Source organism: Halomonas cupida, assembly GCF_900142755.1.
In the GTDB taxonomy this organism is placed as follows: domain Bacteria; phylum Pseudomonadota; class Gammaproteobacteria; order Pseudomonadales; family Halomonadaceae; genus Halomonas; species Halomonas cupida.
On the sequence record NZ_FRCA01000008.1, the window covers coordinates 1 to 19,055 of the forward strand.

17 protein-coding genes and 1 riboswitch are annotated in these 19,055 nt (G+C 61.6%); of the genes, 7 read left to right on the plus strand and 10 right to left on the minus strand.

Annotated features, from left to right (window positions below):
• The 3 genes from BUE38_RS14280 to BUE38_RS14290 all read left to right on the plus strand — a co-directional run.
• Positions 1–1,042, plus strand: a 1,042-nt coding sequence (locus tag BUE38_RS14280) for a transketolase-like TK C-terminal-containing protein (RefSeq protein ID WP_327077518.1), incomplete at its 5' end; no start/stop codon positions are given.
• A 139-nt stretch (positions 1,043–1,181) separates the two neighbouring features.
• Positions 1,182–1,928: a carbon-nitrogen hydrolase family protein gene (locus BUE38_RS14285; protein WP_073435921.1), complete on the plus strand. Its 747-nt coding sequence runs from the start codon at positions 1,182–1,184 to the stop codon at positions 1,926–1,928.
• Positions 1,929–2,074: 146 nt separating this feature from the next.
• Positions 2,075–2,262: riboswitch (FMN riboswitch) on the plus strand.
• A gap of 81 nt (positions 2,263–2,343) precedes the next feature.
• Positions 2,344–2,826, plus strand: a complete 483-nt coding sequence (locus BUE38_RS14290) for a 6,7-dimethyl-8-ribityllumazine synthase (protein WP_073435922.1) — start codon at positions 2,344–2,346, stop codon at positions 2,824–2,826.
• A gap of 73 nt (positions 2,827–2,899) precedes the next feature.
• Here the strand turns inward: BUE38_RS14290 and BUE38_RS14295 are convergent, their stop codons facing one another.
• The 3 genes from BUE38_RS14295 to BUE38_RS14305 form a co-directional block, all read right to left on the minus strand.
• On the minus strand, positions 2,900–4,468 hold the full coding sequence (locus BUE38_RS14295; protein ID WP_073435923.1) for a glycerol-3-phosphate dehydrogenase: 1,569 nt from the start codon (positions 4,466–4,468) through the stop codon (positions 2,900–2,902).
• Positions 4,465–6,084 (minus strand): FGGY-family carbohydrate kinase, encoded by a 1,620-nt coding sequence (locus BUE38_RS14300; protein ID WP_073435924.1) that lies wholly within the window; start codon positions 6,082–6,084, stop codon positions 4,465–4,467. Before BUE38_RS14300 ends, BUE38_RS14295 begins: the two co-directional genes overlap by 4 nt.
• A gap of 111 nt (positions 6,085–6,195) precedes the next feature.
• Positions 6,196–7,191, minus strand: a complete 996-nt coding sequence (locus BUE38_RS14305; RefSeq protein WP_073435925.1) for a sugar-binding transcriptional regulator — start codon at positions 7,189–7,191, stop codon at positions 6,196–6,198.
• A gap of 256 nt (positions 7,192–7,447) precedes the next feature.
• Here BUE38_RS14305 and BUE38_RS14310 point away from each other — a divergent pair, with 256 nt between their 5' ends.
• A complete protein-coding gene (locus BUE38_RS14310; RefSeq protein ID WP_073435926.1) occupies positions 7,448–8,245 on the plus strand; it encodes a hydroxypyruvate isomerase family protein in 798 nt (265 codons plus the stop codon).
• Positions 8,246–8,285: 40 nt separating this feature from the next.
• On the plus strand, positions 8,286–9,062 hold the full coding sequence (locus BUE38_RS14315; RefSeq protein WP_073435927.1) for a triose-phosphate isomerase: 777 nt from the start codon (positions 8,286–8,288) through the stop codon (positions 9,060–9,062).
• Between the two features lie 11 nt (positions 9,063–9,073).
• Here the strand turns inward: BUE38_RS14315 and BUE38_RS14320 are convergent, their stop codons facing one another.
• Both BUE38_RS14320 and zapE read right to left on the minus strand, forming a co-directional pair.
• The gene (locus BUE38_RS14320) at positions 9,074–9,547 is read right to left on the minus strand and encodes a GNAT family N-acetyltransferase (RefSeq protein WP_073435928.1); all 474 of its coding nucleotides are present in this window, start codon (positions 9,545–9,547) and stop codon (positions 9,074–9,076) included.
• A gap of 8 nt (positions 9,548–9,555) precedes the next feature.
• Positions 9,556–10,713 carry a cell division protein ZapE gene (zapE, locus tag BUE38_RS14325; RefSeq protein WP_073435929.1) on the minus strand — a complete coding sequence of 386 codons (1,158 nt, stop codon included), beginning with the start codon at positions 10,711–10,713 and terminating at the stop codon, positions 9,556–9,558.
• 113 nt (positions 10,714–10,826) lie between these two features.
• Here zapE and BUE38_RS14330 point away from each other — a divergent pair, with 113 nt between their 5' ends.
• Together BUE38_RS14330 and BUE38_RS14335 are read left to right on the plus strand one after the other, a co-directional pair.
• Complete coding sequence (locus BUE38_RS14330) at positions 10,827–11,285, plus strand: DUF2946 domain-containing protein (protein ID WP_073435930.1); 459 nt, start codon at positions 10,827–10,829, stop codon at positions 11,283–11,285.
• A 59-nt stretch (positions 11,286–11,344) separates the two neighbouring features.
• On the plus strand, positions 11,345–12,709 hold the full coding sequence (locus BUE38_RS14335) for a PepSY-associated TM helix domain-containing protein (protein WP_073435931.1): 1,365 nt from the start codon (positions 11,345–11,347) through the stop codon (positions 12,707–12,709).
• Positions 12,710–12,829: 120 nt separating this feature from the next.
• Here the strand turns inward: BUE38_RS14335 and BUE38_RS14340 are convergent, their stop codons facing one another.
• The 5 genes from BUE38_RS14340 to BUE38_RS14360 form a co-directional block, all read right to left on the minus strand.
• Positions 12,830–13,762, minus strand: a complete 933-nt coding sequence (locus BUE38_RS14340; RefSeq protein ID WP_073435932.1) for a DUF808 domain-containing protein — start codon at positions 13,760–13,762, stop codon at positions 12,830–12,832.
• A 293-nt stretch (positions 13,763–14,055) separates the two neighbouring features.
• Positions 14,056–15,471, minus strand: a complete 1,416-nt coding sequence (gene astB, locus BUE38_RS14345) for an N-succinylarginine dihydrolase (protein ID WP_084541958.1) — start codon at positions 15,469–15,471, stop codon at positions 14,056–14,058.
• Complete coding sequence (gene astD, locus BUE38_RS14350; protein ID WP_073435933.1) at positions 15,468–16,937, minus strand: succinylglutamate-semialdehyde dehydrogenase; 1,470 nt, start codon at positions 16,935–16,937, stop codon at positions 15,468–15,470. The genes astB and astD overlap by 4 nt, the downstream gene beginning before the upstream one ends.
• The gene (gene astA / locus BUE38_RS14355) at positions 16,937–17,980 is read right to left on the minus strand and encodes an arginine N-succinyltransferase (RefSeq protein WP_073435934.1); all 1,044 of its coding nucleotides are present in this window, start codon (positions 17,978–17,980) and stop codon (positions 16,937–16,939) included. Before astA ends, astD begins: the two co-directional genes overlap by 1 nt.
• A complete protein-coding gene (locus BUE38_RS14360; RefSeq protein ID WP_073435935.1) occupies positions 17,980–19,050 on the minus strand; it encodes an arginine N-succinyltransferase in 1,071 nt (356 codons plus the stop codon). The genes astA and BUE38_RS14360 overlap by 1 nt, the downstream gene beginning before the upstream one ends.
• Positions 19,051–19,055 lie beyond the last annotated feature (5 nt).

Genomic DNA, 19,055 nt, shown 5'->3' on the forward strand with positions numbered 1-19,055 from the left:
TCTCCCCTGCGAGCTCAACACCGAATCGCTGGTCGAGGCCGCTCAGGAAAAGGGCGAATCCATCGCCTCCCGCAAGGCCTCGCTCAACTGCCTCAACGAGTTGGGCCCGCAACTGCCGGAACTGCTCGGCGGCAGCGCCGACCTGGCCCCGTCCAATCTGACCTTCTGGAGCGGCGCCAAAGCCATCACTCCCGAGACCAGTGACGGCAACTATCTGCACTACGGGGTGCGCGAGTTCGGCATGGCGGCGATCATGAACGGCATCGCCCTGCATGGCGGCTTCGTGCCCTATGGCGCGACCTTCCTGATCTTCATGGAATACATGCGCAACGCGGTACGCATGGCGTCGCTGATGGGCCAGCAGGCGGTGTACGTGTTCACCCACGACTCCATCGGTCTGGGCGAGGACGGCCCCACCCACCAGCCCATCGAGCAGCTGACCAGCCTGCGCACCACTCCCAACCTCAGCACCTGGCGTCCGGCGGATGCGGTCGAGACCGCTGCCGCCTGGGGATATGCGATCAAGCGCGCCGGCGGCCCGACCGCGCTGGTCCTGTCGCGTCAGGGACTGCCCCACCAGAGCCGCAGCAAGGCCCAGGTGGCCGATATCCAGCGTGGTGGCTACGTACTCAAGGACAGTGTTCTCAAGGGCGGTGTTCTCAAGGACCGTGTCCTTGAAAACAGTGAAGGCACGCCGGACCTGATTCTGATCGCCACCGGTTCCGAGGTCGGCCTGGCGATGGATGCCGCTGCAAAGCTGGAGGAACAGGGCAAGCAGGTGCGCGTCGTGTCGATGCCGTCCACCGATGTGTTCGACCAGCAGGATGCCGACTACCGTGAATCGGTGCTGCCGCGTGCGGTGCGCGCTCGCCTGGCCATCGAAGCCGGTCATCGCGACTTCTGGACCAAGTACGTCGGCCTCGACGGTGATGTGGTCGGCATGAGCACCTTCGGTGAGTCTGCCCCGGCCGGCGACCTGTTCCAGCACTTCGGCTTCACTGTCGACAATGTGGTAGCAAAAGCCGCGGCGTTACTCGATTGATCGGCCCGCGGCACCGGCAAGTCTCTGCGTTATCCATGACCTTCATCAGCCATGGGCAACGCAGAGAAGTTTGCCTACCGACAAGGCTTCACCTCCTTATCCTGATAGACTGGCAGCACCACTCAGCGAGAAGGTGCCCATGAGAATTGCTGCCGCTCAATTCCACCCTGCAAAGGGAAGTATCGACGACAACCTTGCTCGCCACCTGAGTCTGCTCAAGGTCGCGGTCCAGGAGGGCACAGACCTGGTCATCTTTCCGGAGCTGTCACTGACAGGCTACGAACCAGCTCTGGCGGCCGAGCTTGCCATCAGTGCCGATGACCCGAGAATCGCCAGGCTGCAGAAGGTCGCCGATGAGAATCGCCTGACCATCATTTGTGGCGCCCCCCTGCGCAACAGCTCACCACGCCCGCTGATCAGTTCTCTGGTGCTGCAGCCAGGCCAGAAGGCGCTGATCTACAGCAAGGTGCACCTGCACCACAGCGAGGGCGAGCACTTCATCGCCGGCCACAAGCACTGTATCTTCCCGCTGGGCAGCGTGCGTGCCGGTGTTGCCATCTGTGCCGACACCCAGCATGAGCATCATGCCGCCCAGCAGAAAACGGCCGGAGCCGACCTCTACCTGGTATCTTCGATGATGACTGCCGGGGGCTATGAGCACGATACCGGGCAACTGGAACGCTGGGCACGCCGCTACGAGATGCCAGTCGCCATGGCCAACTTCCATGGCGAGTCCGGTGGACGGCGCGCCGTCGGCGGCAGCTCGGTGTGGGACCGACGTGGCAAACTACTGGCCCGCGCCCCCGAGGACCGTGATGCATTGGCCATCGCCGAGTTATCAGCAAGCGGTAGCCGCGGCTGGTCCAGAGCCCTTCCTCGTGTTTGATGGCCAGTGATGAATGAAACAACCTCCATCACCGGCCAGATCTGCCTGGCGAATTGATTCAGATCGCTGGTAGAATATCCGGCGTCGCAGAAAGATCTGCGGCGCATTCAACCTCTCATACATCAAGTTTCCCTTGATAGAGAGATAAAGGTTCTCAGGGCGGGGTGGAAGTCCCCACCGGCGGTAATCTCTCCACTCATGCATCATCCAATGCAGGGAGAGTCAGCCCGCGAGCGCCTTTCCGCGACATTTGATGTGGCAATAGCGGAGAGGGTCAGCAGATTCGGTGAGATTCCGAAGCCGACGGTCATAGTCCGGATGGAAGAGAACGGCAACAACGATCAATATCGCCATTTTCGGCGATGCTGTCGCTGGTGCCCGCATGCCCTGATTCTGGTGACAGTTGAGGAAAACCATGAATCAGACTACCCCGCAGTCCCCCCAGCCGCGTATTGCCTTTATCCAGGCCAGCTGGCACAGCGATATCGTTGGCCAGGCGCGCGAAGCCTTCATCAGCACTCTTGCCAACGACTACGACATCGCAGCCGATCAGGTCGAGGTGTTCAGCGTTGCCGGCGCCTACGAGATTCCACTGCAGGCCAAGCTGCTGGCCAATAGTGGCCGCTACAGCGCTATTGTCGGCGCCGGTTTCGTGGTCGACGGCGGCATCTACCGTCACGACTTCGTTGCCCATGCTGTCATCGATGGCATGATGAAGGTCCAGCTCGATACCGAAGTCCCTGTGCTGTCGGTCGTTCTGACACCACACCAATTCCACGAGCATGCCACGCACACCAGTTTCTTCCACGAGCACTTCGTGACCAAGGGGCAGGAAGCCGCCCATGCCTGCGCCACAACGCTGGACAACATGCGCAAGCTCCGTCAGTTGTTTGAATAGCAGCGCAGACTGATACGAGAAGGCCGCCACAGGGTGCAATCCTGCGGCGGCCTTCCTGTTCTACGGGAACCGCTCACCCCACAACGTTCTCAACCCCGCGAGCGAGCGACTGGTCGACATACTCTCGCATCAACCACGCTTCCACAGCGGCGACTTCCGCCTCACTCATCACCAGGTACAGTTTGGTGCGACGTTCGAGGATGTCCTCGGCACGTCTGGCCCACTCCTGCTCCACCAGATAGCGGGCCTCCGCAGCATAGAGGTCGGCTCCCAGGTGCTCTCCCAGATCAGTGTAACTCCCGGCATTGCCCAGTATTTCTCGGGCGATGGTGCCATAGAGCCGCGCATACCGGGTCGCAGTGGCATCCTCCAGCCACGGATATTCCTCCCACAACTGGTCAAGAAAGACCTCGAAGTCCGCATTCGGCATATCGCCCCCCGGCAACGGAGCCGTCTCGTTCCAACTGGCGGTCATCTGCGGGAACCAGGGCTGAAGCTTCTCCAGGCCATGCTCGGCGAGCTTGCGATAGGTGGTGATCTTGCCGCCGAATACCGACAGCAGAGGCGCCTTGCCATCGTCATCCTGGATATCGAAGACATAGTCCCGGGTCACCGCCGAAGGGTTCTCCCGAGAGTCATCGAACAACGGCCGAATACCGGAGAAACTGGTCAGGATATCGTCGCGATCATAGGGCTGCTTGAAGTAGCGGTTGACCACGCCGAGCAGGTAGTTGATCTCATTGTCATCGATGGCTACGTCGTCCGGTTCACCTTCATAAACGATGTCGGTGGTACCGACCAACAGCTTGTCGCCTTCGTAGGGATTGACGAAGATCACCCGCTTGTCGTCGTTCTGCAGTAGATATGAATTGGCGGTGGCGTAGCGTTTGGGCAGGACGATATGGCTGCCCTTGACCAGCCTGACGCGATCCTTGCCCTGTTCGCCGAAGGCGCCCTTGAGAACCTTGTCGACCCAGGGGCCAGCGGCATTGATCAGTGCGCGCGCCTTGATCGTGGTGATCTCACCGCTGTCGGTGTTGGTCATCTCGACCTGCCAGTGGTCCTGGTGTCGGATCGCGCTGGTGCAGGCCTGACGAGTATGGATGACCGCGCCCAGACGCTGGGCATCCAGTGCATTGAGCACCACCAGGCGGGCATCATCAACCCAACAGTCCGCGTACTCGAAGCCTCGGGGGAAGTCGTCCTTGACCGGCTCGCCCTCGGGGCAACGCAGCAGGTTCAGCCCGCGGCTGCCCGGCAGCAGGTCGTCTCTGCCTCCCAGGTGGTCATAGAGGAACAACCCACAGCGCACCAGCCAGGCCGGACGCTGCTCCGGACTGTGCGGCAGTACGAAGCGCATCGGCCAGATAATATGCGGTGCCTTCTTCAGCAGCACGCTACGCTCGCGCAACGCTTCACGCACAAGGCGAAACTCGTAGTACTCGAGGTAGCGAAGACCGCCGTGTACCAGCTTGCCGCTGCGTGAGGAGGTGCCCTGGGCCAGGTCGTCCTTCTCGCACAATGCCACCGACAGGCCACGCCCTGCCGCATCGCGAGCAAAACCAGCGCCATTGATACCACCGCCGATCACCAGAAGATCGTAGAGCGGCTCTGCGGCAGCGGTCGTCTCGATTGTTGTCATGGGGTGTTCTCCTGCTGACGTATCGGTGCTCGTAACGGCTCGGCATTGACCCGCTCGAGATGCCGCCAGAAACCATCGGTGTTGGTATGCGAACGCTGGTAGACGCCGAACAGCCGCTCATAGAGATTCTGCAGATCCGGGTCCGGCATCACAGCCTCCTCGCTCAGCCAGGGAGTTACCCAGGTTTGACATGCCTCGGCCAGGTCACGATGTCGGCCCAGGCACAGACTGGCCACCATGGCTGCACCGGCAGCACCGGTTTCTCCTCGACTCAGCGTGCGCACCGGCACCCCCATCACCGAGGCAAGAATGGTGCACAGGGTGTCGCTCTGAGCGGCACCTCCGGTCAGTCGCAATTCCTCGGGGTGTGCCTCGAGCGCCTGGTAACAGTCGCGCGCCGCAAAAGCCACCCCCTCGTAGATGGCTCGCGCCATATGCAGATGAGTGGTCTCGGTGGTCAGACCGAGGAACTGCGCCCGCGCCCGCGGATTGAAGAAGGGGCCCCGCTCGCCGCTGGCACAGATAAAAGGGTGGTAGATCACTCTGCCCGGTTCGGTGGCCGCCAACGCGCGATCGAGACGCGGCAACAGGCCCTCGGGCGTCAACGGGGTCTCGCCGATGGCGCTGAGCATCTCGCTCATGCCCTTGAGGAACCATTCCAGGTTGAGCGTCGCGGCCATGTTGGAACAGAGCTGCACCCAGGTATCCGGCGCAACGCAAGGCATGGTGTAGCAGGAATGGTTGCCGAGGATGATGTCCCGCGCCGACTCCCGCACGCAGAGATGAGCGCCAGTGGTCCCGATGATGCTGCAGGCGACGCGCTTTCCGGGTTCATATACCCCTGCTCCGAGCGCCGTGGCCAGCATGTCGACCGGTGCCAGCACCACAGGGATGCCCGAAGCAACACCGATGGAGTTCGCGACGTCAGCCGTGAGGGCAGCATGCTCGCGACTACCATCCACGATCGGTGGCAGGTAGCCACGATATTCCTCCAGCCCGAGACACTCGAGTACCTCGTCACTGTAGGCGCCACTGCGAAAGTCACCGAAGGTCCACATGGCCTCGGCAGGATCCGTGGCACGTTCACCGGTCATCCGGAAGTACAGCCAATCCTTGCAGTGCAGAGCCGTCGCGGCGCGCGCCAGGCGCTGCGGGTCATGCTCCTTCAGCCAGCGCAGCTGACCACTCTGGATCGACTGGTTGAGCCCTGTGGCCGTGCGTCGAAAGGCAGTCGGCCCGGCACTGGTGGCACGCCAGTGGGAGACGATATCGCTGGAGCGGTTGTCCAGCCACAGCATGGCGTCTCCCACCGGCTGACCATCTGCATCGATAAGCCAGGTACCATCGCCTTGACCCGTCACCGCAATGGCCGCCAGCCTCGGCGCCAACTCCGGTTGCTCGGCAAACAGCGCCGACAGCGTGGCCAGTGCTGCCTGCCAGGTGGCATCAAGGCTCTGCTCGACACCACCTCCTGGCAGATGATGAACATGGTTCTCGCATTGCGCTCTGGCCAACTCCCGGCCTTCACCATCGAAGGCCAGCGCCTTGATGACCGAAGTGCCGGCGTCGAGTCCGACAATGATGTCGGGATCCTGGTCCCGCTGGTACTGCCTCATGGCGTGACTCCGCACGATTGTTGTTGTGTGCTGCCGCTGTCATGCTGTTTTCGGGTACGTTTCCTGTACCCTTGCTGCTGCCTCCGAAACGAGCCGCTCCAGAGTATCCGGTCAGCCCTGCTGGACCTTGTCACCGCTGTCGTCCCACAACTCCAGAATCCGGCGGGCGACATTCTCGTCGGTGATCAACCCCTTGAGCAGGCCACTACGCAATACCGCGAGGATGGCATTGACCTTCTCCATGCCTCCGGCCACCGCGACGATGTGGTGGTGACGCAACTGGTCCAGCGACAGCCCCAGGGTACGTTGATTGATCTCGCATTCGACCCGCTGACCATTGGCATCGAGGAACTGGCCGAGGATCTCGGCGGCGGCCCCCACTTCGCGCAAGCTGGCAGCATCCCGCTCATCCAGCTCTCCCAGTTCCATCAGCAGCGAATGCCCCTGATCAGGTACCGCGCCCAGGCCCACCATGGTGAGATCCGCATCCACCGCAATGCGCATCACATCCTGCACACTGCGCTGGGCCATCAGCACATCGCGATGCTCTTCGGTATCGGCAAACAACGGCACCGGCAGCAGATAGCCTTCGCCACCGGTGCGGTCCACCAGTCGATGGATAACGTCATAGGGGTTCAGGGCCATCTTGCGCACCACGCTGCCGAGCACAGGCACCATGCGTACGTCGGAGCAGTCCATGTCCGGCAGACAGTTGACCATTTCCGATAGACTGCGCCCCCAACCGAGCCCCAGCACATTGACTTCCGAAGACTCCAGTCGCGACTTGAGATAGTGCGCTGCCGCACGCCCCAGATTGATCTCCGGGTTGGCAGCATCTTCGGCAACCGATGGCACCAGCACGCAGTCTTCCAGCCCCATCTTCTCGCGCAGCTGGTCTTCCAACTGCAACAGCGCTTCAGGTGAACCATCGATGAACACCTGGACGGCGCCCATGTCATGCGCCATCGCTACCAGCCGGTGAACCTTCATCCTCGACACCTTCAGGCGCTCGGCGATCTGCGCCTGGGTGTAGCCGCCGACGTAGGACAGCCAGGCAGCGCGCAGTGCCAGATCGGCTTCACTATGGGTACTGGGTTTGGCCTTCACGATTCGGGCTCTCTTTTCCAAGGGCGGTTTATCAAAGGGCGGTTTTTCGAGGGACCGCTTGTCGGGCCCTGCCGACTTTGAAATTTTTTTCATGTGTTGTTAAAAATAACAATTAGAGTAACGTTAGTGAATGAAACGGCAGGCGTCAACGCAAGGTTCCCTGAACCTGAACCAAGGTCGAATCCGTACCAGCGGCAAGTACCTGTCTCCCGGCTGACAGCCTCCCACAACAAGCCACAAGACTGCCGAGGTTTCCGTGCTCAAGTTCGCCACCAACCTGACTTTCATGTTCACCGAGGTGCCCTTTCTCGAGCGCTTTGCCATGGCTCGCGAAGCGGGATTCCGACGCGTCGAGTTCCATAATCCCTGGCCATTCTGCGAAGATACGGCAGCCATTGCTCGAGCCGCCGAACAGGCGGGTGTCAGGATCATCCACTGCAACCTGCCGGGCGGTGACTGGCAAGCAGGCGAACGCGGCATTGCGGTATTCCCGGATCGCACGGACGAGTTCCGCCAGGCGGTCGTCAGCACCATCGCCATCGCTCAACAACTCGGTATTCGCCAGCTCAACTGCCCGCTGGGTTACCCCGGCAGCTCACTGAGCCACGACCAGTGGTATTCCACCCTGACGAACAATCTACGCTATGCCGCGAAGACCACCGCCCAGGCAGGCATCATGCTACTGGTCGAACCACTGAATCCGATCACCCACCCGGGCTACCCGCTGATCAATACCGCTCAGGCGTTGGAACTGCTGGCCGAGGTCGACCACCCCAACCTCAAGATCCAGTACGACTTCTATCAGATGCAGCGCTCCGAGGGAGAACTGATCGAGACCGTACGCCAACATCGCGATCACATCGGCTTCATTCAACTGGCCGACAACCCCGGCCGCCATGAGCCGGGGACAGGAGAGATCCATTACCCGTTTCTGTTTCGTGAACTCCAGAGCATGCGCTTCGACAAGGTGATCTCACTGGAATACAGCCCAGTCACCACTACCCTGGATTCGCTGGGCTGGATCTCTGACTACGGACTCAACCTCGACGCCTGACATGGCTGCCCTGCACCGACATAATCCCATGGAGCGATACATGAGCACTGCATTCTGGGTTGGAACCAGTTGGAAGATGAACAAGACCCTCGCCGAGGCCCGCGACTACTGTCACCAGCTCCACAGCGCCGACATCTTCGCCGGTCCTCGCCTGCAGGGTTTCATCATCCCGCCCTTCACTGCTCTGGCACAGGTCTGCCAGGATCTGCACGCGACTCCCTTCAAGGTCGGTGCCCAGAACATGCACTGGGCAGAAGCCGGCGCCTTTACCGGTGAGGTATCACCACGGATGGTTGCCGATTGCGGCGCCAGCATTGTCGAGCTCGGCCACAGTGAACGCCGCGAATACTTCGCCGAGAATGACATCGACCTCAACCGCAAGGTCCATGCGGCACTGGATCAGGGGCTGACTCCCCTGCTGTGTGTCGGTGAAACCGCCGAGGAGAAGGCGTTGGGTGCTGCATCGGAAACCGTGCTTCGTCAGTGCCGCATGGCGCTGTCCGGGGTATCCAGCGATGACCTGGCCCGCGTCCTGATCGCCTATGAGCCGGTCTGGGCCATCGGCGACAAGGGGATTCCTGCCAGTGCGGAGTACGCCGACTGGGTGCATGGCGAAATCCGTCGGGCGCTACCGGCCGACTCTCGAGGGAATCCACCGACCGTGCTGTATGGCGGTAGCGTCAACCCGGACAACTGTGGGGACCTGGCCAGCATGCCCAACATCGGTGGACTCTTCATCGGTCGCAGCGCATGGCAGGCCCGCGGGCTGATCGATATCGCCGAGCGGGTTCTGAGTGCGCGGGAGGCTCAAGTGTGACCTCAACATCATCAAGGTGATAGTTGCCGTCTCATGATGGTCACTCGCTCTCCGCGATAATCGACCTCTTCCACGTCCAGCCAGCCGAGGCGGCGATACAGTGCCTGTTGGTCGGGTGTGTAGAGGTAGAAAGTGGCAATGCCACAGTTCTGTGCCTCCTCCTCGACACGCCGTACCAACGCCGAGGCGATGCCCTGACTGCGCTGTTCCTCAATGACATAGACCGACGCCAGCCAGGGCGTCAGGTCCGGGCGGATCGACATATCATCCACCACCAGACTGGCGGTACCGGCCTGAATACCCGCTCGCTCTGCCACAAACACCGAAGGCACGCCTGCTATACCGCAATCGGCGGCGAAATCCTCGCGCCAGCTCTGGCGGGTCCGTGCAGGGCTCAAATGGCCCCAGGCCTCGAAAGTCCAACCGGCCACTTCGTCCAGATGTGGGTCGGCGGCATCCAGCCGCCTGATGACGATATCCTGCATGGGGATCCTCATGATGAAAGGTCGGCGACAGCCGGATTCAGACGACCGAAGCGCTGCAGCTGCATCTCCTGAAGTCGGCTTCGGGTACGGCGAAAGGCGAAGGCCAGGTGCCCAGTGGAATAGAGCTCATCCATTGCCACCTCGGCCTCGATGATCAGTGGCACGCCTCGGTCGTAGCATTCATCGACCAGGGCAATGAAGCGCCGCACGCCGTCATCCTTGCTCGACAACGGCGGAAGTTCACGGTCACCGGCCACCACCCGATGGCTGGCATCTTCAGTGCCTCTGGCAATGCGAGCCTGCTGTCCCTCGCCCACCAGCGATGGCAGATTGCCGAGCAGCAGCAGTTGAAAGCGATCACAGAGCGCAATGAAATCCACTGCGGCCAGGGGCGTTTCACAGAGCGCCGCATAGTCGCACCACAGGGTATGCCGACCAACACCACGAGCGTGAATGGTACGCGCCCCCAGGTCGACATCGAGGTCGTACTGTACCGCCGCTTCCGTCTTGGCGAACAACATCGGAAGCCTACTGGGCTGCCCAGCCCGGCGAACATGATAGCGCTGGCAGGTCTCGCCCGGGTGATGGCGATGATCCATGTCGCCATCCACCGCTACGACGGTCATGTTTGCGAGAATGGCGTCGATGGCAGGAAGAAAGCGCTCACGGTTGTAACCTTCCCGATACAGCTCCTGAGGTGGCTGATTGGACGTGGCCACAACGACCACGCCCTGATCGAACAGCCGAGACATCAATCCGCCCAGCAATATGGCGTCCGCGATATCTTCAACATACAGCTCGTCCAGACACAGCACGGCCACCTCTGTGGCCAATTCCCGAGCCAGACAGGTCAGCGGGTTCGCATGCCCTCGCCAGTGCAACTGACGACGATGTACCCACCGCATGAAATGGTGAAAATGCAGACGCCTTACCGCGACCGGACAACTCGCCGCGAACAGGTTCATCAACCAGGTCTTGCCGCGCCCGACACGCCCCCACAGATAGACGCCCCTGGCCGCCCCATCGCTATCCAGCCCTTGATGACACGCCTCCAGTTCGGCGACAGCGGACCGCTGGCCAGGATCATCCACGATCAAGCCGCCATCGAGTGCGCTCTGCCAGGCCTTCATCGGTGACAGGAGTCCTGCGTCTACGCTGTTTGTCATGCCTCTCCCTGTTTGCCCTGCGTGCGTCATTTGGCCACGTCGCCCATGGTATATGAAGCATGGGAAATGGCCATTCAGTCCCCTATAGTGACTTCTCGATGCCTTGAGTCCCCGTGTTCCACAATCCCATGCTGATCAATTCTCGACACCACCAGCTTCTCTGTCGCATGGCCCTGTTCGCCATGCTGATGCTGTTTGTCGGCCCATTGATCAGTCAAACACAGCAACTCATGGCAGAGACTGCGTCGGCGGGTACCCACCAGGGTCATGCCGGCCATGAGCATCATGCCGCATCTCAGCCCCCCGTGGCACATCAGCATCAAGGTACCCAGAGCGAACGGTTGGCGGCAGGCCTGGCCAGCGTAAGCGGCCACCACGACCTGTCAGCCTGTGGCTACTGTACACTCGGCGTGCACCTGCCGGGGCTGAGTGTAGCGGTCTCCATTCCCGATGCGCTTCCCCCCATGACGCATGTGCCGTGGAAGCTTCAGCCGCAACAGGCATGGACCACCCCCTTCCATCTGCGCCCCGGCCCCAGGGCCCCACCGTCGTCGTTTGTGGTTTCCGGTTGACACCCTGTTCACCGCTGGCTTCTCCGCCTGCGGTACCACTCCGACTGTGAGAACACCCGATGACAACGACAATCCGCCCCTGGCCGGCACTCAAGGTGCTGATCATGCGCCTGCATCTGTATATAGGCCTGCTGGTGGGTCCCTTCATCTTCATTGCCGCCCTGACCGGTACCCTCTATGCGTTGACTCCTGCCCTCGAGCGGGCCATCTTTCACGATGCCTTGACCACCAGTGAAGTTCATTCCGCCAGCGAATACCGTTCCCTGGCTTCGCAGGTCTCCGCGGCGCAATCCTTTCTTGCAACAGATGCCATGCCCAGTGCCGTACGTCCGGCGCCGGAACCCGGCACCACGACTCGAGTCATGTTCAATGCCCCCGGCCTCACCAGTGGTGAGCACCGCGCCGTCTTCATCGACCCAGCCACTCTGGAAATCCGCGATGATCTGACGGTGTACGGCACCAGTGGCGTACTGCCTCTGCGCCGTATCATCGACCAACTGCATCGCAGCCTGATGCAGGGGGATATCGGTCGTCTCTACAGCGAGCTGGCTGCTTCCTGGCTGTGGATCGCCGCCCTTGGCGGGCTGGCCATCTGGTGGTTCAGCCCCGGCGGAAAGGTCCCCCATGACAAGCACACACCCAGTGCCCGGCGGCTGCGCACCCGGCGCCGCCACAGTCTGCTGGGGCTGATACTGTTGATCGGCCTTCTTGCCCTGTCGGCTACCGGTATGACCTGGTCGAAGTGGGCCGGCAGCAACTTCTTCGCCATTCTCAAGGCCGGCGGCTGGGGAACTCCCCGGGTGTCCGTGGAGTTGGGTGGAAGCGACGCGGCTGCCGATCCCCATGCCCATCACATGGCAGGCAGCGCGGCAGCGGACTCCGGCATCGCGCTGAGCGCCTTTGACCGTGTTCTGAGTCAGGCCCGCACAGCAGGCCTGGATGCCGGCCCCATTGAGCTCCAGGTACCAGCTTCCGGCAAGGCCTGGAAAGTTCGGGAGGTCGATCGCAGCTGGCCGTCTCAGGTCGATGAAGTCGCCATTCATCCGCAATCCTTCGCGGTAACTGACCAGGTTCGCTTCGAGCAATATTCACTTCCGGCCAAGCTGACTCGCTGGGGGATTGACGGCCATATGGGCCTATTGTTCGGCCTGCCCAACCAGTTACTGCTGGTCGCTCTCGGCATCGGCATCATGACCATGACGACCTGGGGCTACAGCATGTGGTGGCGCCGCCGGGCCAGTGGCAGCTCGCAGACCCTGTGGCAGGCAATCATCGCCGTTCCCGCACCAGCATTGGCAGTCGTGGCACTGGTGAGTCTAGCGCTGGGCTACATGATGCCGGTCATGGGCGTCAGCCTGCTGGTGGTGCTGGTGATCGATGGCCTACGCACCCTGTCGGCAAGAAAGCGCACCTCGCTTGCCTGACGCCAGCGTTCCAGAGCCGACTCGCCCCCGAGGGCAGGACAGCAAAAAGGGGGAGTCCATGGACTCCCCCTTTTTGATTGCAGAACCCAGCACCGATTTTCAGCACCTATTGAGGTGTCATCAGTGTGCGGATTTCCCACGTATACGCTGAATGCCGGTGACGATGACAACAATAACCGCACCAACAACAAGACCAATCAGGCCATTGATCAGCATCGGCACCAGTCCATGCACGATAGCATCCACGCCGGGAATGTCGATATCGGCGTCTGCGACGCCTTCCACCATGTGGTGCAGCACAGGAATCCCGTGTACCAGGATACCGCCGCCAACGAGGAACATGGCCAGAGTGCCGAAGATCGACAAGCCCTTCATCAGCAATGGCGCCCCTTTCAACAGACCACGGCCGAATGCCTGAGACAGTCCACCCTCTTTCTGCGCCAGATGCAGCCCAAGATCATCAATCTTGACCAGCCCGGCCACCAGCCCATAGACGCCCACCGTGATCAACAGACCAATCGCCACCAGCACGGCAATCTGTTCGGACAGCGTCGCTGCAGTCACCGTGCCTAGAGAAATGACAATGATCTCGGCGGACAGAATGAAGTCTGTTCGGATTGCGCCCTTGATCCTGTCGCGCTCGAAGGCACGCATATCGACCTTCTCATCGGCCAGCGCCTGCTGACGCGCTTCACGCTCCTTTTCGACATCCGCCTTGTGCAGAAACTTGTGGGCCAGCTTTTCCGCTCCCTCGAAGCACAGGAAAGCCCCGCCCAGCATCAATAGAATGGTGACCAACCAGGGAACAAAGGCACTGATCAACAGCGCAGCCGGGATCAGTATGCACTTATTGAGCAATGACCCCTTGGCCACCGCCCACACCACCGGCAACTCGCGATCCGCTGCGACACCGGTAACCTGCTGAGCATTGAGCGCCAGATCATCACCCAGAACACCTGCGGTCTTCTTCGCCGCGACCTTGGTCATCACGGACACGTCGTCGAGCAGCGTGGCGATGTCATCAATCAGGGTTAACAGACTGCTTCCAGCCAAGGGATTGTCCTCCATGGACAAGGGAGTGGTTCGAACACAGCATACGACAAAATATGGGAGGACGGGGGAGGCGGTATGCGGTAAGCGGTAAGCGGTAAGCGGTAAGCGGTAAGCGGTAAGCGGTAAGTCTCGAGCACCGAGCTACGAGCAGTCCAGTGCGAAACTAGTAGCTCCGAGCCTTCTCTGGGGTTCGGGGTTACTTACAGCTTAAAACTTACAGCTTATAGCTCGAGCTGCTCGCGGCTCGAAACTCGTGGCTCGCCAACCCCGCCATTGAGGCGGGGTTGGCGGGATCACGCTTGCTGGAAGGGGTAGACCGCGCTCAGTTGCAGAATATCAGTGAGCTCATCGAGTGCCGCCAGGACCTGCTCGGCCAGCACTGGGTCGGCGAGGTCTTCCGAGGCCAGGCGGTCGCGATAATGTCGCTCCACCCAACTCACCAGCTCTTCGTACAGCGCATCGTCAAGCAGCACACGTCCCGACAGGGCTTCGCGCTCGGCGCGACTCAGCACAATACGCAGGCGCAAACAGGCCGGACCACCGCCGTTGCGCATGCTCTGCTTGACGTCCTTGACCACTACTTCCGAGATCGGATTGTTGCCGGCCAGTAGGTAATCCTGGATGCAACGCCATACCGCTTCACGTTCCTGACACTCTCCCGGTACCACCAGGGTCATGCTGCCGTCGGCATTCGACAGCAGTTGCGAGTTGAACAGATACGAGGCCACGGCATCCTCGATGCTGACCGCTTCCAGCGGTACTCGCACCGGAATCAGCGGCTCCGGCATTTTCTCGCGCAGTTCGTCCAGCGTCGCCTGCTCGTCGCGGAAGGCCAACTCGTGATACAGCAACACCGGGCCGTTGCCGACAGCGATCACATCGTTGTGGAACACGCCGGCGTCGATGGCATCGGGATGCTGTTGGGCAAACACCAGTTGGCTGTCACTCAAGCCATGCTGACGAGCCACCGCCTGGCTGGCTTCCAGCGTCTGCCGCGCCGGGAAGAGTCTCGGCTCGACACCATCACCACCGAAGGCCTGACGCCCGTAGACGTAGAGATGCACCCCGACCTCACCATGCCCGGCACACAGTCGAGTGTGATTGGCCGCGCCCTCATCGGAGAAGGCAGGCGTTGCCGGCAGTGACGGATGATGAGCAAAGTGCTGTGGGTCGGAGAAGATCGCCGACAGCACTCGCCCGGTGGTGTCCGGTTCGAGATAGCGATGGAAACTCGACTGCAGGTTGGCGGGAGTGAAGTGCGCCCGACCATCAGCACTATCCCGGCTCGGTGTGATGGTACCGGCATTGGCCGTCCACATGCTCGACGCCGAGCACACGGCACGCAGCACCTGAGGGGCCTCCTCGGCGGCCCTTGCCAGCACAGCGGCATTGTCGCCGGTAAAGCCGAGCGCACGCAGCGCACCGAGATCCGGACGCTGCTGCGGCGGCAGCACGCCCTGCAGATAGCCGGCATCCTTGAGGGCCTTCATCTTGGCCAGCCCCTGAAGCGCCGCCTCGCGCGGATTGGAGACCAGACCACCGTGGTTCATCGACGCCACATTGCCGTGCGCCAACCCGGAATAGTTATGGGTCGGCCCGACCAGACCATCGAAGTTCACTTCCCGATAATCGCTGGCGTGGGATGTCTGGCTTATGGTGCTGGTGCTGCTCGCGGTGTTGGTGTTACTCCTGGTGCTGGTGTTGCTCATAGCGTCACCCCGGGCGGCAGCTTCTCCGGCAGGGTCAGCGCTTCGCTCTCCACGGAAGCCACCGGATAGGCGCAGTAATCCGCCGCATAATATGCACTGGGGCGATGGTTGCCGCTGTCCCCTACGCCACCGAAGGGCGCATCACCTGAGGCACCGGTGGTCTGACGGTTCCAGTTGACGATGCCGGCACGAATGCGCAGCAGGAAGTCGTCCCAGTCGTTGCGCTCACCGCCGATCAGGCCGGCAGAGAGGCCGTAGCGGGTGTCGTTGGCCATGTCGATGGCTTCATCCCAACTCTGATAACGGTATACCTTGAGCAGCGGACCGAAATGCTCCTCATCGGGTACCTCGACTCCAGTGACATCGACCAGTCCCGGGCTGAGCAGACTGGTACCCTCCTGCAGACGACGCATACGCGCCAGCACCTTGCCGCCGCGCTCCTCCAGATCCTGCTGAGCTGCCAGCAGACCGTCGGCGGCAGCAACGCTGACCAGACCGGCATAGAAAGGAGCCTCCTCGGAGAAGGGCTCGGCTACGCGCAAGCGTTCAATGGCCGTGGTCAGAGCCGCAATCAGGCTATCGCCAGCCTCCCCTGCCGGTACCATCAGACGGCGGGCACAGGTACAACGCTGTCCACCGGACAGGAAGGCCGACTGCAGAATGGTCAGCACAGCGGCGTCCTCATCGGGAACGTCCTTGACCACCAACGGATTGTTGCCGCCCAACTCCAGTGCCAGCACCTTGCCCATCTGGCCGGCAAACTGGCGATGCAGCATGCCACCGACACGGGCGCTGCCGGTGAACAACAGGCCATCGATATCGCCGTGGGAGGACAGCGCCTGACCCACTGCGGCGGCACCCTGTACCAGATTGATGACCCCGGCCGGCAGACCGGCCTCGAGCCAGCACTGCAGAGTCAAGTCAGCCGTCAGCGGCGTCTGCTCGCTGGGTTTGAAGACCACGGTATTACCGGCCAGCAGTGCCGGGACGATATGTCCGTTGGGCAAATGTCCGGGGAAGTTGTAGGGCCCGAAGACCGCCATGACACCATGAGGGCGATGGCGCAGCACGGCGCGTGAATCACCGAGGTCACGTTCACGATGCCCGGTACGCTCTTCACGGGCACGCACCGACAGTGCCACCTTACCGATCATGGCACCGACTTCGGTCCGCGCTTCCCACAGTGGCTTGCCGGTCTCATGGGCAATACTGGCGGCAAGATCCTCGCGGTGAGTCTCCAGCACCGCGCGGAAACGCTCGACCAGTTGCTGACGCTCCTCCAGCGAGGTACGCGCCCAACCGGCAAAGGCTCCGCGCGCGGCCTCAACAGCCCTGGCGACCTGGGCATCCGATGCGCCCGCGCCGTGCCACAGCTCCTGCGCCGACACAGGATCCAGCTTGGTGAAGACTTCGCCTTCGCCGTTCTGCCACTGGCCATTGATCAGCACTTGTTGGGTGGGTTGCATCACGCCTCCTCGTCAGTATTCAGGATGCGCAGGGTGTCGCCTGAAGCGACTTCAAGCCTGCGGGCTTCGTCGTTGTTGATGGTCAGGACACCATTCTCGTCGGGGCCACGCCCGACCCAGGCAGCGCGGAAACCACCCATGTCGGCGGTTGCCGCCAACCATTGCGGACGTCCTTCACTGGTGGCATCGGGATCGATCTCGACGCGGACATGGCGCGACAGGCGCACACCCTTGACGTCGTCGATATAGGCCTCGACCGTGGGCCCGCCATCGAAGATGTCGATGTAGCCTTCCCAACGCAGCCCCTGCTTCTTGAGCATGGCCAGCGCCGGGCGGGTGTGTTCGTGCACGCGGCCGATACAGTCCCGAGCCTCGTCGGAAAGAAACGGCGTGTAGATGGGAAACTTCGGCATCAGTTCGCCGATGAAACTCTTCTGTCCCATGCCGGTAAGGCGATCCGCCTCACTGAAATCCATGGGAAAGAAGTTGCTGCCGAGGCACTCCCAGAACGGGCTGCGGCCGTTCTCGTCGAAATGACCGCGCATCTCGGCCAATACCTTGTCCGGGAAGCTGTCGCGGAACTCGGCCATGAACAGCCAACGCATCATCGACAACAGTGCGCCATTGCGCTGCTCGCGACGATCAGTGCCTCGATATTCACTGCGCAGGAACAGCGAAGCCACCTCGGCATCCCCGGTGTGATCGGAGCTCAGGAACAACGTATCGATGGTGCGATGCAGGTCCAACTGTTTCGATGAATGGGCCAGAGTGCCAACACGATAGTGGTAGAACGGTATCTCACGACCCACCTGCGCCTCAATGGCGCAGCAGCCCGCCAGACGACCAGCCTCCTCGTCCTCGAGCACGAAAAAGTAGAGGCGTTGATCGGCGGGAACTTCACCATTGAAGGCACGCTGCGCCGAGGCAATCTTCTGCGCCAGGAATTCACGGTTATCCGGCAGGGAGGTGAAACCAACCCCGGTTTCGCGCGCCAGCGCCTGCAGTTCATCGAGATCGCTCTCGACAATCGGTCGCATACGCATCACAGCTCTCCCTCGTCGTAACCCGGATCAATCTCGCTTCCCGCCAGGTTCAGCGGTGCTGCCAGTACGGCTCGGCCTTCCTCGACTCCCAGCGCTTCGGCATGCTCCTGACTCAGCATCAACTGCCCGGTAGGCGACAGTGCATAGCGCGCCACCGTGCAGCGGAAATCCTGCTGTTGCTGGTTGGCAATCATCGCCAGCTCAGCATCCGGCAGTGCATGCTCCGGTCGAATCCGCACCGGATGCCAGGCAGCGTGGCGGAAGGTTTCGAGACGCGAACGGTCACCCTTGATCACCGGACCAGCGTCGAACAGGTCGACATGCCGGGAGCGCAGGAAACCTTCGGCCAGCATCTCTTCCAGCGCCGGTTCGTGAACCGGGTGCTCGCGACCGATGGAGGCACGCGCCTGAGGTGTCAGCATGGCCAGATACAGTGGGAACTGCGGCATGACTTCAGCGATGAAACTCTTCGAACGAACACCGGCGAAGTAATTGATCTCGTCGTAGTCGCGGGCGAAGAAATGACGACCAACGCTGTTCCAGAACGGGGACTCCCCGGCATCGTCGAGGTAGCCGGGGAAAGCCATGGCGAGAATGTCGGCGAAACGCTCCGGGTACTGGGCGATGAACATCAAGCGTGCCCGACGCAGCAGGCTTTCGGCGTTGGTCCCCTTGTAACGAGGATCCAGTGACAGGGCACACAGCAGGCTGGCATCAGACACCTCATGGGACAGCGCCAGCGTCTGTACCTCGCGCCGCACATTGAGTTGCTGTGAGGCGTGGATCAGGGTTTCCTGGCGATAGGTGTAGTAGGCCTCGTTGTAGCCTGCCAGCGCACGGATGGTGGCCGTTCCGACCACCTCCTTGCGTTCCGTGTCCTCGAGCACAAAGGTGTAATGCTCATCACCGGGCACATCGACTTCCGCACCAAAGGCGCGCAGCGAGCGCGTGATGCGCTCTTCCAGCCGATCACGGTGCGCCGGCAGATTGGTCAAGCGCGGCGCTGCACTACCCGCCAGCCGTTCCAGGGCCGGCAGATCAGTCAACCGCGTGGGGCGAACGACCAGCATGGGAT